At 62.3% G+C, this 14,168-nt stretch carries 12 protein-coding genes; 5 read left to right on the forward strand and 7 right to left on the reverse strand.

Annotation, left to right across the window (positions count from 1 at the left end):
* Window positions 1–63: 63 nt before the first annotated feature.
* From B0E49_RS04505 to B0E49_RS04515, 3 genes are read left to right on the forward strand one after another with little or no spacing between them, the layout of a single operon-like run.
* On the forward strand, window positions 64–1,665 hold the full coding sequence (locus B0E49_RS04505) for a thymidine phosphorylase family protein (RefSeq protein WP_077560772.1): 1,602 nt from the start codon (window positions 64–66) through the stop codon (window positions 1,663–1,665).
* Window positions 1,665–2,555 (forward strand): ribose-phosphate diphosphokinase, encoded by an 891-nt coding sequence (locus B0E49_RS04510; RefSeq protein WP_077560773.1) that lies wholly within the window; start codon window positions 1,665–1,667, stop codon window positions 2,553–2,555. Before B0E49_RS04505 ends, B0E49_RS04510 begins: the two co-directional genes overlap by 1 nt.
* Window positions 2,556–2,565: 10 nt before the next feature.
* On the forward strand, window positions 2,566–3,429 hold the full coding sequence (locus tag B0E49_RS04515) for an LOG family protein (protein ID WP_077560774.1): 864 nt from the start codon (window positions 2,566–2,568) through the stop codon (window positions 3,427–3,429).
* A gap of 57 nt (window positions 3,430–3,486) precedes the next feature.
* Here the strand turns inward: B0E49_RS04515 and B0E49_RS04520 are convergent, their stop codons facing one another.
* From B0E49_RS04520 to pncB, 4 genes are read right to left on the reverse strand one after another with little or no spacing between them, the layout of a single operon-like run.
* Entirely contained in the window at window positions 3,487–4,833 is a 1,347-nt protein-coding gene (locus tag B0E49_RS04520; protein WP_077560775.1) for a DNA recombination protein RmuC, read from the reverse strand.
* 9 nt (window positions 4,834–4,842) lie between these two features.
* Window positions 4,843–5,829 (reverse strand): 2-hydroxyacid dehydrogenase, encoded by a 987-nt coding sequence (locus B0E49_RS04525; RefSeq protein WP_077560776.1) that lies wholly within the window; start codon window positions 5,827–5,829, stop codon window positions 4,843–4,845.
* A gap of 13 nt (window positions 5,830–5,842) precedes the next feature.
* The gene (locus B0E49_RS04530) at window positions 5,843–7,183 is read right to left on the reverse strand and encodes a sodium:proton antiporter (protein ID WP_077560777.1); all 1,341 of its coding nucleotides are present in this window, start codon (window positions 7,181–7,183) and stop codon (window positions 5,843–5,845) included.
* Window positions 7,184–7,189: 6 nt separating this feature from the next.
* Complete coding sequence (pncB, locus tag B0E49_RS04535) at window positions 7,190–8,374, reverse strand: nicotinate phosphoribosyltransferase (RefSeq protein ID WP_077560778.1); 1,185 nt, start codon at window positions 8,372–8,374, stop codon at window positions 7,190–7,192.
* A 209-nt stretch (window positions 8,375–8,583) separates the two neighbouring features.
* On the opposite strand from pncB, the gene B0E49_RS04540 reads away from it, so the two are divergent.
* On the forward strand, window positions 8,584–8,808 hold the full coding sequence (locus tag B0E49_RS04540; RefSeq protein ID WP_077560779.1) for a CsbD family protein: 225 nt from the start codon (window positions 8,584–8,586) through the stop codon (window positions 8,806–8,808).
* 243 nt (window positions 8,809–9,051) lie between these two features.
* Here B0E49_RS04540 and B0E49_RS04545 read toward each other — a convergent pair whose 3' ends face one another.
* Together B0E49_RS04545 and B0E49_RS20020 are read right to left on the reverse strand one after the other, a co-directional pair.
* Window positions 9,052–10,719, reverse strand: a complete 1,668-nt coding sequence (locus B0E49_RS04545; RefSeq protein ID WP_077560780.1) for a thiamine pyrophosphate-binding protein — start codon at window positions 10,717–10,719, stop codon at window positions 9,052–9,054.
* On the reverse strand, window positions 10,716–12,158 hold the full coding sequence (locus tag B0E49_RS20020; RefSeq protein WP_168174999.1) for an FAD-binding oxidoreductase: 1,443 nt from the start codon (window positions 12,156–12,158) through the stop codon (window positions 10,716–10,718). Before B0E49_RS20020 ends, B0E49_RS04545 begins: the two co-directional genes overlap by 4 nt.
* A 70-nt stretch (window positions 12,159–12,228) precedes the next feature.
* Here B0E49_RS20020 and B0E49_RS04560 point away from each other — a divergent pair, with 70 nt between their 5' ends.
* Entirely contained in the window at window positions 12,229–13,158 is a 930-nt protein-coding gene (locus B0E49_RS04560) for a LysR substrate-binding domain-containing protein (RefSeq protein ID WP_077560782.1), read from the forward strand.
* On the opposite strand, the gene B0E49_RS04565 is transcribed toward B0E49_RS04560, so the two are convergent.
* Complete coding sequence (locus B0E49_RS04565; protein ID WP_144264442.1) at window positions 13,155–14,123, reverse strand: tripartite tricarboxylate transporter substrate binding protein; 969 nt, start codon at window positions 14,121–14,123, stop codon at window positions 13,155–13,157. The genes B0E49_RS04560 and B0E49_RS04565 overlap by 4 nt on opposite strands.
* Window positions 14,124–14,168: the final 45 nt, after the last annotated feature.

Below are 14,168 nucleotides of genomic sequence, written 5' to 3' on the forward strand. Positions count from 1 at the left end.
ACCGCTGATTCTGTCGCCGCCGGCCACGCTAACCGCAGTGCAAATTCAGTGTAGGCTATTCCCATGAACAAAGTGACTGCCGAACCGTCCGCTGCCTGCCCGGTGCCAGGCAGCAGTCCGGTCGACCCGGCCCGACTTTCGCTGCGCCGGGTGCTGATCGACACCTACCCCGAAAATGTGGCCTACCTGCACCGTGACTGCGAGATTTATCGAGCCGAAGGCTTCCAGGCGCTCTCGAAGGTGGAAGTCCGGGCCAACGGACACCGCATTCTGGCCACGCTGAACGTGGTGGATGACGAGAACATCGTGTCGTGTGGCGAGCTCGGCCTTTCCATGGCCGCTTATGCCCAGATGGAAGTGACGGGCAGCCAGAGCGTCACGGTATCGCAGGCGGAGCCGCCCGAGTCTATCGGCGCACTGCACCGCAAACTCGGCGGGGAACGCCTTGGGCTGGAAGAATTACGCGGCATCGTGCGCGACATCGCCGAGCACCACTACTCCAAAATCGAGTTGACGGCCTTTGTGGTGGCGACCCACCGCGATGACCTGGACCGCGAGGAGGTGTACTTCCTGACAGAGGCCATGATCGAGGCCGGACGACGGCTGGACTGGCACGAGGCGCTGGTGGTGGACAAGCACTGCATCGGCGGTATCCCCGGCAACCGCACCTCCATGCTGATCGTGCCCATCGTCGCGGCACATGGCATGCTGTGCCCCAAAACTTCCTCGCGTGCCATCACCTCGCCAGCGGGCACCGCCGACACCATGGAGGTGCTGGCCAATGTGGAGTTGCCTGTGGAACAGCTCCAGGAGATCGTGCGCAATCACCGCGGATGCATCTCCTGGGGCGGCACAGCCGACCTCTCGCCGGCCGATGAAGTGCTGATTTCCGTGGAGCGGCCCCTGGCGCTTGATGCCCCCGGACAGATGGTGGCCTCCATCCTGTCAAAAAAGATCGCCGCCGGTTCCAACTATCTGGTGCTCGACATCCCGATCGGGCCGACCGCCAAGGTGCGCTCCATGGCGGATGCCCAGCGCCTGCGCCGCCTGTTTGAATACGTTGCCAAACGCATGAACCTGTCGCTCGACGTGGTGATCACCGACGGCCGCCAGCCCATCGGTTTCGGCATCGGCCCCGCGCTCGAAGCCCGGGACGTAATGCGCGTACTGGAAAACGATCCGCGCGCGCCCGTTGACCTGCGGCAAAAAGCCTTGCGGCTGGCCGGCCGTCTGATTGAATGCGATCCGGACGTGCGTGGCGGCGACGGTTTTGCCATTGCGCGCGACATTCTGGACTCGGGCCGCGCATTGGCCAAGATGAATGACATTATCCGGGCCCAGGGCAGCAAATCCTTCGACCACAACAATCCCGAACTCGGGGCGCTGACCTTCGAGGTGCGCTCACCCGAAGCCGGCGTGGTGGCCGGCTTCGACAATCTGCAACTGGCGCGGATTGCCCGCTTCGCCGGCGCTCCCAAGGTCAAGAATGCGGGGGTGGATCTGCTGCGCAAGCTGGGCGATGCGGTGGAGACCGGCGCCCTGCTGTACCGCGTGCATGCCGGATTCCCCGCGGACCTGGAGTTTGCGCGCCGCGCCTGCAGCCAGTCCACGGGCTACACGATTGGCCGCGCTGACGAGGTGCCGCACGTGTTTGTGGAGTTCTGATGACGGCGACTGCCTTGCTGTTGTACTTTGAAGACGAGCACGAAAGCGCGCTGCGGCTTGCCGGCGCAGCCGCCCTGGTGTCGGCCCCTATCGGGCGCCACCGCTTTCCTGACGGCGAGTTCAAGCTGCGCCTTCCGGCATCGCTGCCCGAAAGCGTGGTGCTGCTGCGCACGCTTGAGCATCCCAATGAAAAACTGGTGGAGTTGCTGCTGGCCGCCCGCACCGCGCGTGAGCTGGGAGCACGGCACCTGACGCTGGTGGCGCCCTACCTGGCCTATATGCGCCAGGATGTGGCATTTCTCCCCGGTGAAGCGGTCAGCCAGCGCATCGTCGGGCGCTTTCTCGCGGACCTGTTCGACGCCGTGATCACGGTGGACCCGCACCTGCATCGCATCGCCACGCTGCGGGAGGCGATACCGGTGCCCCACGCGATTGCATTGACCGGCGCAGCCCTGCTGGCCGATCTGATCGCCGGGCGCCGGCAGCGGCCGCTGCTGGTGGGACCGGATGCCGAGTCGGCGCAGTGGGTCGCCCAGGCCGCCGCGCGACACGGTTTTGACCATGCGGTGTGCCGCAAGGTCCGCCACGGCGACCGGGACGTCGAGATCGAGCTGCCCCCCGTGAACGTAGCCGGCCGCGCCGTGGTCTTGCTCGATGATGTCGCAAGCACCGGCCAGACCCTTGCAAGCGCCGCGCGCCTGCTGCTGGCGGCCCGCGCGGCTTCCGTTGATGTGGCCGTGACGCACGCCCTGTTTGCGGGCGACGCCTTGCAGGTCATTCTTGACGCCGGCGTGGGCGAGGTATGGAGCACCGATTGCATCAGCCATTCAAGCAATGCGGTCAGCGTGGCACCGCTCATCGCCGCCGCGTTATCTGGCATAACCCATTGACAGCCCCCGCATGAACCCCCCTCACAAACTCAACGAACGCACCCTCGCCGACGCCTGGGCCGAATTGCAGGCGTATTCCGAGCAGGGCAACCCGCTGCAGGCCGACGCTTACCGCGTGGCCTTTGCCGACCCCGAATTCTTGTTGCGGCGCGAAACGCGCGGTCTGCGCATCCAGCTCGAGATGCTCAAGCCCGAAATAGAGCAGCACGCGCAGGGCATTGAAAACACCGTCGTGGTGTTTGGCAGCGCACGCTTTCCAGCCCCCGAGACGGCGCAAGAGAGCCTGGCACTGGCACGAAAGACCGGTGACGCGGCTGCGCTGGCGCTGGCCGAGCAGCATCTGCGCAATTCGCGCTATTACGACCAGGCCCGGCGGTTTGCGCGCCTGGTGGCGGCTTACAGCAAATCGCGCCCGCTCAGGGAGCAGCTCTTTATCTGCACTGGCGGCGGACCCGGCATCATGGAAGCGGCCAACCGCGGCGCCCACGAAATCGGCATGCCCAACGTGGGGCTGAACATTGCACTGCCTCATGAGCAGTCTTCAAATCCCTACGTCTCGCCTTCACTGAGCTTCAAGTTTCACTATTTTGCAATGCGCAAAATGCATTTCATGATGCGTGCCAAGGCGCTGGTGGCTTTTCCCGGCGGCTTCGGCACGCTCGACGAGCTGTTTGAAGCCCTGGCGCTGGTGCAGACACGCAAGGCCAGGCCGGTGCCCATCCTTCTGTTTGGCTCGGACTACTGGAAGCGGCTGATTGATTTTGACCTGCTGATTGAAGAGGGCGTCATCGCGCCGGAAGACCTGAAACTCTTCATCTATGTGAACGAGCCACAGGACGCCTGGGACGCCATCAAGACGTTTTACGAACTGTAGCGTCGGCGACAGCTGGCGTCCCCGTGGCCGGCGCGCCGGCCACGCAGGGGGGTCGGATCAATGATCGTCCGGGTCCTTGTCCAGCGGGATGAGCCGGGCGGATTCCAGCTCGGGCAGCGCCTCCACATTGCGCAGGGCCTTGCCCATGACCCGGCTGCGCTGCTCGGCGCTGCTCAGGGTGTTGAGCACGGTTTCGGTCTGCGACTTCACCTTGGCCAGCACGTCGCCGAACTTGCCGAACTCGGTCTTCACCGCGCCCAGCACCTGCCATACCTCGCTGGAGCGCTTCTCCAGCGCCAGCGTGCGAAAACCCATCTGCAGCGAGCTCAGCATCGCCAGCAAGGTGGTCGGACCGGCCAGTGTCACGCGATGTTCGCGCTGCAGCAGGTCCATCAGGCCGGGACGCCGCAGCACCTCCGCGTACAGGCCCTCGGAAGGCAAAAACAAAATCGCGAAATCCGTGGTGTAGGGTGGCTCGACGTATTTCTCGGCGATCGACTTGGCCTCGAGCCGGATGCGCTGCTCCAGCGCCTTGCCGGCGGCCTCGGCGCCCTGGACGTCGGCGCGCTGCTGCGCGTCGAGCAGCCGCTCGTAGTCCTCGTTGGGAAACTTGGCATCGATCGGCAGCCACAGCGGCGTGCCGTCCTCAGCGCGGCCTGGCAGCTTGATGGCAAAGTCGACCGGGTTCTTGCTGCCCGGGCGCGTCGCCACCTGCGCCGCATACTGGTCGGGCACAAACACCTGCTCCAGCAGCGAGGCCAGTTGCGCCTCGCCAAAGATGCCGCGCGTCTTGACGTTGGTCAGCAGGTGTTTGAGGTCGCCCACGCCCTGCGCCAGCGTCTGCATCTCGCCCAGCCCCTTGTGCACCTGCTCCAGCCGGTCGGCCACCTGCTTGAAGCTCTGCCCGAGCCGCGCCTCCAGCGTGGTCTGCAGCTTTTCATCCACCGTCTGGCGCATCTCGTCGAGCTTGGCGGCATTGGACACCTGCAGCTGGGCCAGTTGCGCCTCCAGCGTGGCGCGCACCTCGCCCAGGCGGCGCGCGTTGGATTCGCTCAAACCCGAAAGCTGGGTGCTCAACGTGTCGGACAGTGTTTTTTGCAGCAGCGCCAGTTGCTGACCGAAGGCATCGATCTGGGTGTTCTGCGTGCGCACCGCCTCGGCACTTTGCTGCACCAGCGTCTGCTGGAAGGTGCCGAAGGTTTGCGTCAGCTCCTGGCGGCCCCCGCGCGAGGACTCGCTGATCTCGCGGCGCAGCTCGCGTTCGAGCCGCTCGTTCGCCGCCCCCAGCGTGGCGAGCAGCTCGGCCCGGCCTGTGTCGGGCGGCTTTCTCACCAGCAGCCAGACCAGCAACAGCAGGTTGACCAGGGCCAGCAGCACGGGCAGCCAAAATTCCGGATGCGTCATGAATGCTGCTTATTTGATAGCTAACACCGCTGGATTCAACGGGGTGAGCGGCTTGTTTTGTGTCAGATAGCCGATCAGGTTGTCGGCCGCCAGGGTCGCCATCGCCAGGCGTGTGGGCACCGTGGCGCTGGCGATGTGCGGCGTCAGCACCACGTTGGGCACGGTCAGCAAATCCGGGTGCACGCGCGGCTCACCCTCGAACACGTCGAGCCCGGCCGCGGCAATGCGCCGCTCGCGCAGGGCCAGCGCCAGCGCCGCGTCGTCCACGATGCCGCCGCGCGCGATATTGGTCAGCGTGGCGGTGGGCTTCATCAGGGCCAGCTCGGCCGCGCCGATGGCGTGATGGGACGCAGGCGAATACGGCAGCACCAGCACCAGGTGGTCAGCGGTTTTGAGCAGTTCTTCCTTGCTCACATAGCGGGCCTTGCATTCGAGTTCCAGTGCGGGCTCCAACCGGGAGCGGTTGTGGTAGATCACCTTCATGCCAAAGCCGTGCGCACCGCGTCTGGCGATGCCCTGCCCGATGCGGCCCATACCCAGGATGCCCAGCGTGGCGCCATGCACCTCGGCACCGGCAAACATGTCGTAGCGCCAGGTGTTCCATTTGCCGGCGCGCAGGAAGTGCTCGCTCTCGGTCATGCGCCGCGCGGCGGCCATCAGCAGGGCAAAACCGAAATCGGCGGTGGTCTCGGTCAGCACGTCGGGCGCGTTGGTGGCCAGCACGCCGCGCGCGGTCATCGCATCGACGTCGAAATTGTTGTAGCCCACCGCCATGTTGGCGCAGATTTTCAAGTCCGGGCAGACGGCCAGCACCTCGGCGTCGATGCGGTCGCCGCCAGTGGTCAGGGCGCCCACCTTGTCACGCAGCTTCCCGGCCAACTGCGCTTTGGACCAGGACTCGTCGGCCTGGTTGGCCTCGACGTCGAAGTGCTGCTGCAGACGCGCGATGGTCTCGGGAAAGACAGCGCGGGCGACAAGGATTTTTGGCTTGCTCATAAGGTTTGAATAGTTAACGGAACCAGATAAAAGTCATGACGATGAACAGGGGAATCAGCACCGCGCCCGCCCACGCCATGTAGCCAAAGAAGCTGGGCATGCGCACGCCGCGCTGCTCGGCAATCGCCTTCACCATCATATTCGGCGCGTTGCCAATGTAGCTGTTGGCACCCATAAAGACCGAGCCTGCTGAGATGGCGGCGAGCGTGGCGGCCATGTGGGTCATCAACAGGTGCGCGTCGCCGCCGGCCGTGTTGAAGAACACCAGGTAGGTGGGCGCATTGTCCAGAAACGAACTCAGCACGCCCGAGGCCCAGAAATACATGGCAGGGTCGGGCTGCCCATCGGGCCGCGTGACGGCGGAGACGACGGCGCCGAACGCGCCGCTGGTGCCGGCGCGCAGCATGGCGATCACCGGAATGATGGTCAAAAAGATGCCCGCGAACAGCTTGGCCACCTCGGTCATCGGGCCCCACGAGAACTGGTTGTCGGCGTGCACGCTGGCTGGCGTGACTCTCAAGGAGACGAGCGTCACCACGATCAGGCCCGCGTCGCGCAGCAGTCCAGGCAGCTCGAGCGGCGTGCCATACACGTCAAACCCGATGCCCGGCTTCCACAAGCCGCTCATCAACACCAGCGCGACCACCACACCAAGCAACCAGAAATTGATGGTGCCATCGAAACCAAGTCGGCGGGTGTCGGGCGTGGGGTCGACCGGCAGCACACCTTCGCGCTGGTAGTGCCAGCGATCGAGCACGAAAAAAATGACCAGCAGCGCGCCCACCAGGAACAGCGTTTCCGCAAAGATGTGGCGCACCGTCCAGAAGAAATCCACACCCTTCAAAAACCCGAGAAACAGGGGCGGATCGCCCAGCGGCGTGAGCGAGCCGCCCGCGTTGGACACAATAAAAATGAAGAACACCACGATATGCGCGGTGCGGACACGGTTGTCATTGGCGCGGATCAGTGGGCGGATCATCAGCATGGAGGCGCCCGTAGTGCCCATGACGCTGGCCAGCACCGCGCCGATGGCCAATATCGCCGTGTTCAGCCCCGGGCTGCCATGCAGGTTGCCGCGAATGAAGATGCCGCCTGCGACGGTGAACAGCGCAGTCAGCAAAATGATGAACGGAATGTATTCGGCCATCAGCGCATGGACCATGCTGCCCCCGGCGGCGTCGGCGCCATAAATTACCGCAAACGGCAGCAGGAACGCGAGCGACCAGGCGGCGGCGACCTTGCCGAAGTGGTGATGCCAGAACACCGGTGTCAGCAGTGGGCACAGCGCAATCGACAGCAGGATGCCCGCGAACGGAATGCCCCAGGCGGCGGACAGCTGACTGCCATCGAGCATCACGAATCAGTCAACCGACTTGATGTCAAACACCTGGCGCAGGTAGGCCAGGTACTTCACGTCATCGCACATGTTCTTGGACGGTGTGTCCGACAGCTTGGCCACCGGCTGGCCGTTGCAGCGCACCATCTTGATCACGATCTGCAGCGGCTCGTAGCCCAGGTCATTGGTCAGGTTGGTGCCGATGCCGAAGGCCAGCTGGCAGCGCCCGCGGAACTGCTGGTACAGCTCGATGGTGCGCGGCACGGTCAGGCTGTCGCTGAAGATCAGCGTCTTGGTGAGCGGATCGACGCGGTTCTTTTTGTAGTGCTCGATCAGGCGTTCGCCCCAGGCGAATGGGTCGCCGCTGTCGTGTCGCGCGCCGTCGAACAGCTTGCAGAAATACATGTCGAAGTCGCGCAGGAAGGCGTCGAAGCCGTACACGTCGCTGAGCGCAATACCCAGGTCGCCGCGGTATTCCATGGCCCAGCGCTCCAGGCCGAACACCTGGCTGTCGCGCAGACGCGGGCCCAGCGCCTGGCAGGCCTGCAGGTATTCGTGCGCCACGGTGCCCAGTGGCGTCATGCCCAGCTTCATGGCATACAGCACGTTGCTGGTGCCCGCGAGCTGGCCCGCGTTGCCGGTGCCCAGCCGGCTCTTCAAGGTGCGCAGCACCTCTTCGTGCCAGGTGTTGCAAAAGCGCCGGCGCGTGCCGTAGTCGGCAATCTTGAGCTCGCTCAGGCCAGGCCCCTGCAGCAGGTCCATCTTGGCGTCGAGACGCCGGCGACCTTCCGGAAAGTCCGGCGTTTTCTGCGTGTTGCGGAAATACACCTCGTTGACGATGGCCAGCACCGGGATCTCGAACAGGATGGTGTGCAGCCACGGCCCCAGGATGGTGATGTCGATATCGCCCGACGGCAGCGCGGTGACGGTGATGTATTTCTCGTTGAGCCGGAACAGCCCGAGAAAATCCACGAAGTCGCTCTTGATGAAGCGCATGGAGCGCAGGTAGGCCAGCTCGGCATCCTGGAAGTGCAACTGGCACAGGCCCCGAATCTCCTCTCGGATCTCGCTCACATAGGGCGCCAGCGCCATGCCGGCATTACGGCACTTGAAGCGGTACTCCACCTGCGCACCCGGAAACTGATGCAGCACCACCTGCATCATGGTGAACTTGTACAGGTCGGTATCGAGAAGGCTGGTGATGATCATGAAGGGCTGTGCGGCGCGCCATCTACCGGCGATGTTTCACAGTGTAGAGGATTCCCGCCGCACGGCTGTAGGCACCGGCCTACGGCGATAGACCGGCCCATCCTACCGACCCGGCGCCCGCTCTCCCCTACAGTTGAAGAACGCCAATGCAGCGCGCCTCAGGCCGCAAATTCCATGGCGTTTCATCAACCCATTCAAAGGAGAAAAGCATGAACAACGATCGCATTGAAGGTAACTGGAAACAACTCAAGGGCAAGGTCAAGGAACAGTGGGGCAAGCTCACCGACAGCGACCTGGACGTCATCGCCGGCAAGCGTGATCAGCTGGTGGGGCGCATCCAGGAACGCATGGGCATCACCAAGGACGTGGCTGAACAGCAGATCAAGGACTGGGAAAAGCGCAACCCCACCTACGTGTTCGAAAAGTCCGAGTAAGCCGGACCTTCCGTGACCCGCGCTGGCGGCGCGGCAGCTAGCGTTCGCGCAGTTGCCCCGCCGCCAGTGTCAATGTGCGGTCCGCATGCGCGGCCAGGATGTGGTTCTGCTCGGCCACCAGCAAGGTAACGCCTTCGCGCTTGAGTCGCAGCACCGGTCGGATTCGCGTCGCCCGGCACTTCCGCGGGCGCAATCGCGACTACTTCTTCTGGGGGTTGATCCCCGGGGCCAGCGAACGAATACTTAATTGAGTCGCATGCTTGGCGTGATTTGCCTGGGATCCGTAACGAGCTCTATCAGCGCCAGGCCATCATGAGCATTCGCGCGGCTGAACGCGGCTGCGAAGTCCTCGGTTTCTGACACTCGTTCTGCGTGAGCGCCGAATGCCTTGGCGAGCGCGACATAATCGGGACCCTTCAATTGAGTTCCACTGATGCGTTTCGGGTAATGCTTTTCCTGGTGCATCCGGATGGTTCCGTACATCCCGTTGTTCACCACGAGTACGATTAGACGTGCACCATACTGTGAAGCAGTCGCCAGCTCTTGCGGGTACATCAGAAAGCATCCGTCTCCAGCGACACAGACCACCTTCCGTTCAGGATTGCGTAGCGCCGCCGCGATCGCAGCGGGCAAACCATATCCCATTGCACCGCATGTCGGCGCAAGCTCGGTGCGTGGCTGCCGGTACTCAAAGAACCGATGTAACCAGACCGAGTAGTTACCCGCGCCGTTGGTGACTATTGCGTCAGAAGGCAGCACCATACGCGCATGGCGCATAGCGCTTGCAAGGTCGACGCCGGTGGCCTGCGCATCCGGCGCCGGTAGGGCGCTGAAAATCAGGTATGCCTCACGCGCAGATGCGGTCCACCCGTCCCACTCCCTGTTCTCAGGAGGCGATAGGGCAGCCAAGGATAAGGCGGAAGCGGCAACGTCGGCCTCGAATCCGAGTTCCGGCCGGTACACGCGACCAATCTCATGCGCCTCCGGGTGAAAGTGGATCAGCGCCTGATCTGGGTTTGGCGCTTTCAGCAGCGAATATCCGTCGGTGGCCACATCCGTGATTCGGGTGCCAACCGCCAACACAACGTCTGCGTTCTTGAGCCTGTCGCTGAGAGCAACGTTCATCCCGAGGCTGAGGTGACCGGCATATTGCGGCAGTCGGTTGTCGAAGATGTCCTGGCGCCGGAATGTGCAGGCTACCGGTATGTTCCAGCGCGCGGCGAAATTGGCAATATCCTTGGTGGCATCGTCGCTCCAGCCGCTGCCGCCCACCATGAGGAGCGGACGACTGGCTGCAGCCAGCATCGCCCGTACTTTCGCCATGGATTTGGCAGAGGGCTCCGCACTCTCCAGTCGGGTAGACCGATAGGCGGGAGTTGAGCTAGGCGTGACGAGCACGTCTTCAGGCAATGCAACCACGACGGGGCCGGGCCTCCCCGAGACCGCGGTGTGAAATGCTCGTGCGATGATTTCAGCCATCCGCGAAGCATCGGTCACCTCGACCACCCATTTGGCAAGCTTGCCGAACATCGACACGTAATCGACTTCCTGAAAGACGTCCCGGCCCGCCTGGTCGGTGGCAATCTGGCCAACGAACAGAATCATCGGCGTGGAATCTTGCTGCGCGGTGTGTACGCCAACGCTCGCCTGAGTAGCGCCCGGGCCGCGCGTCACCATACAGATGCCAGGTCGCCCCGTCAGCTTGCCGTCTGCTTCCGCCATGTTTGCCGCGCCACCTTCATGCTTGGCAACGACGAGCTGAATCTGATCGGAGACATCGTAAAGGGCATCCAGGACTTCAAGGTAGCTCTCGCCGGGTACGCAGAACACGCGATCGACGCCGTGCAGTCGCAATGAATCGACCAGTACGCGGCCGGCCGTGGGAGGAGATAGTGTCTTGGTTGGATTCATGATAGTTGGCCCAGGCGAACATTGCCAAGGCGGTCGAAGGGGTCAAAATAGCGGTGAAGAGCTGCTGAAAGATCGAGCTTGGCGAGCTCTGTGTGTCCGCGGTACCAGCGGTAGTTGTAGGGACCGATTCCATGTTCTGCACTGAAGCTGCCGTGAAATTCGTCGACTGTCAGTGCATAGATCGCATCGCGCAATGCTTGAACCTTTTCTGCCGAGGTGTCTCCCGGCACGATCAAATTAAGATGGACTCCGCCGTCGCCCAGATGCCCGAAGTCGTAGACCGTCGCGCCTTCGGCCAATTCGCGGACCACTTCGATGGATCTGTCGCGGAAATCACCGAACCGGGACCGGGGCACGGCAACATCAAATGCGACCATGCGACCGAGGTGTTGGACCGCTTCGCTGATGCTGTGACGTATCTGCCAAAGTTGTTCGGGCTTCCCTACCGCGGCGTCCTTGACCAGGCCGTCAGTCAATCGGTGCTCGAGCCACCTCATCAACTGAGCATCGAGGTCAAAGCCATAGCTGCTCGGAATCGTTGTGGTCAATTCGAGCAGCACGGCATAAATTGGCACTTCCGGGAATGGCGACTGCACGCCATGATCGAGGACGGCACACAATGCGTTTCTGGAGATACCTTCGAATGCGCTGACAAATTCTCCCAACTCGGATTCCAACGATCCAAGAAGGCTGATCGCATCGGAGGCTGAGTCAGTCGCGATCAATGCTGTCGCCGTCTGGCGCGGAAGCTGATGGAGCTTCAGTGTGGCATCCGTAATGATTCCGAAGGCGCCAAATGTTCCACAAAGCAGTTGCGCCCAGCTCAGACCTGTGTTGTTCTTTCTCAGCGCCCGCTGCCCCCCGACGATCTCCGCAGGCTTGCGCGCAAGCACTGCCCCAAGGTCGAGCAGGTTTTCCCGCACACCGCCATAGCGAATCAGTCGAGCTCCTCCCGTATTGGTAGCGACCATCCCGCCAATGGTCGGATCTGCGCCAAGATCGATCGGAAAGGTCAAACCATGTTTGGCTGCTGCTTGATTGAGGTCGGACAGTCGATATCCGGCAGATACTGTAGCCGTCCGGTTGGTGACGTCGATCTCAAGGGCTTGTTTCATCCTCTGAGTGGAAATCACCCACTGTGTTCCCTCTGGGGAAGGGGTTGCCCCGGCTACCAGACCCGTGCCGGCCCCCTGCACGACAAAGGGCGTGCCGGCAGCCAAGAGATGTTCCACCACCCAGCAAAGCTCGTCACTAGAGGTAGGCCTGACAACTGCGCATGCACGTCCTTGCCCGTGCCGCGCCGAAGATTCGTAACGGGCTTTTCCTTCGGCATCCCAGACAACACCCAACTCACCAAGACGTGCGGTGAAAAGCTTCACGAGCGGCATCGATTCGCTCGCGAAAGCCTTCGGTCCCATACCAATTTCTTGAAATGTCACTTCTAATCCTTTGAAAGAGGGTGCACACTGTCCCACTGCATAATGGCAACGCCGACTTGTTTCAATTGCTGTGGACCTCCAGAAACTCGAGATCTTTGTGTGCATCAGCCAACTCGGTAACCTGAGCAAGGCTGCTATGGCGCTCGACACGCTCCCGTCGATCGTCAGCCGCCAGCTCGCGGCTCTGGAAAGTACCTGCAACGGCAAGCTGTTTCATCGCACGGGCCGGGGAATGACATTGACGGATCTGGGCAAGCGCCTGTTGCCGCGGGCACAAGCAACACTGGCTGAATACCAGGGGCTCCGGGAGGAAATCAAGGCGCAGCATGGAGTCATTGCCGGAGACGTTCGCATTGGCTTGGTTCCATCGCTGGCTCAAGCCGTTTCCGCGAAACTTTTTCGAACGGCGCTGCAACAATATCCCGGCGTCAAATTGATCATTATGGAAGGCGTCAGCGCACAGTTGGACACTTGGCGAACGAATGACGAGGTAGACATAACGATTTTGTTCAGGGCGGGAAAGTCGGAGCTTCACAATGAGGACAATCTTGGCAGTGTCGATACTTACTTGGTGGGGGCCCGCGGGGACCCTTTGACCTCCGGCGCGGCCGTTCGATTCAGTGAGCTGTCGGGGCTTCCGCTCGTTTTGGCTTCGGCGCCCAACAGCCTGCGTGCAGATGTGGAGAAAGAGGCCCGGCACCTGGGCGTCACGCTAACCATCGTCCTTGAAACCAATTCGCTCGCAGTTCAAACCGAGCTCGCAGCTCGGGGCGGGACCTACACCATCATGGCCGGGCACGCCGCGCGCCAGCGCCTCGGCGCTGGCCTCCAGGCAGCCCGTATCGTCGATCCCTCGATCAGCCGAACGATCGCGCTAGGCATCGCGTCGCACCGCCCAGCTACCGACGCGATCCGCCACATCGCGCGGCACGCGAGAATGCACATCATGGAAGCATTCAAGATTATCGGGCTGCCCGCCGACGCCGCGCCCGAAAGCTAATCGAGCGAAATGTTGGCCGAACGAATGACGGCGCCCCAGCGCGCAACCTCCTTCTGGATGTATTCGTTGGCCGCGGCCGGAGTTCCTGTCATGGTCTCAGCGCCGAGATCGGCCAGGCGGCTCGTGAACGCCGCGTCGTTCACGACCGAATTCAGCGCCGCGTTGTACTCCCGGATCAGCGACTGCGGCGTTTTCGCAGGAGCAAGCAACGCGAACCAGCCCTGGACCTCATAGCCAGGAAGCGTTTCGGCAACTGTCGGGACTTCCGGAAGCAGGGGCGAACGCTTGGCGCTGGTGATCGCCAAGGCGCGCAGTTCACCGGAGCGAACGTGAGGAACCATGAGGGCCACGTTGTCGAACATGATGGACGTGCGACCTGCAATGAGGTCCGGGAAGGCCGCTGAACTTCCTTTGTACGGAATCTGCGTCATGTCCACGTTCGCCATCTTCTTGAAGAGCTCAGCCGATAGGTGTTGCCCAGTGCCTTGGCCGGCGGTCGCGTACTGGAAATGACCTGGTTTCGATTTCAGCAGCGCAATGAGCTCTGAAACTGACTTCACGGGAAGCTGTGGATTGACCACCAAGACGTACGGTGTCCTGGCTACCATCCCGATCGCCGTAAAATCTTTCTCGGTGTCGAACGGGAGCTTCTTATAGAGGCTTGCGTTTGTGGCATGGCTACTCGGAACAAAAAGCAGGTTTGTACCGTCAGGCGCAGTATTAGCGACCGTTTGCGCCGCGATGTTTCCGCTGGCACCTGACCGGTTTTCAACGATCATGGAACGCCCCAGTTTCTGCCCGAGGTTGTTCGCGACCAGACGCGCAATGACGTCAGTGGTGCCGCCGGGCGGAAAGCCGACTGTGATCCGAATCGGCTGATCCGTCGCGTAGGCAGGACATGCTGCTACGGCAGCGGCTGTAATGAGCAATTGTCTGCGGGTGGGGTGAAACATCGTGCTTTTCATTTATGGTTTTCGTCTGAAGAGTTATTGCCGCGCCGTTTCTGGGGA

This window comes from Polaromonas sp. C04 (genome assembly GCF_002002705.1).
Lineage (GTDB): Bacteria > Pseudomonadota > Gammaproteobacteria > Burkholderiales > Burkholderiaceae_C > Rhodoferax_A.

Coding starts and splice junctions, on each gene's coding strand:
- B0E49_RS04515 (WP_077560774.1), top strand. CDS start 2,566: ATGAACCCCCCTCACAAACTCAACGAACGCACCCTCGCCGACGCCTGG.
- B0E49_RS04540 (WP_077560779.1), top strand. CDS start 8,584: ATGAACAACGATCGCATTGAAGGTAACTGGAAACAACTCAAGGGCAAG.
- B0E49_RS04565 (WP_144264442.1), bottom strand. CDS start 14,123: ATGAAAAGCACGATGTTTCACCCCACCCGCAGACAATTGCTCATTACA.
- B0E49_RS04530 (WP_077560777.1), bottom strand. CDS start 7,183: ATGCTCGATGGCAGTCAGCTGTCCGCCGCCTGGGGCATTCCGTTCGCG.
- pncB (WP_077560778.1), bottom strand. CDS start 8,374: ATGATCATCACCAGCCTTCTCGATACCGACCTGTACAAGTTCACCATG.
- B0E49_RS04545 (WP_077560780.1), bottom strand. CDS start 10,719: ATGAATCCAACCAAGACACTATCTCCTCCCACGGCCGGCCGCGTACTG.
- B0E49_RS04505 (WP_077560772.1), top strand. CDS start 64: ATGAACAAAGTGACTGCCGAACCGTCCGCTGCCTGCCCGGTGCCAGGC.
- B0E49_RS04525 (WP_077560776.1), bottom strand. CDS start 5,829: ATGAGCAAGCCAAAAATCCTTGTCGCCCGCGCTGTCTTTCCCGAGACC.
- B0E49_RS04520 (WP_077560775.1), bottom strand. CDS start 4,833: ATGACGCATCCGGAATTTTGGCTGCCCGTGCTGCTGGCCCTGGTCAAC.
- B0E49_RS04510 (WP_077560773.1), top strand. CDS start 1,665: ATGACGGCGACTGCCTTGCTGTTGTACTTTGAAGACGAGCACGAAAGC.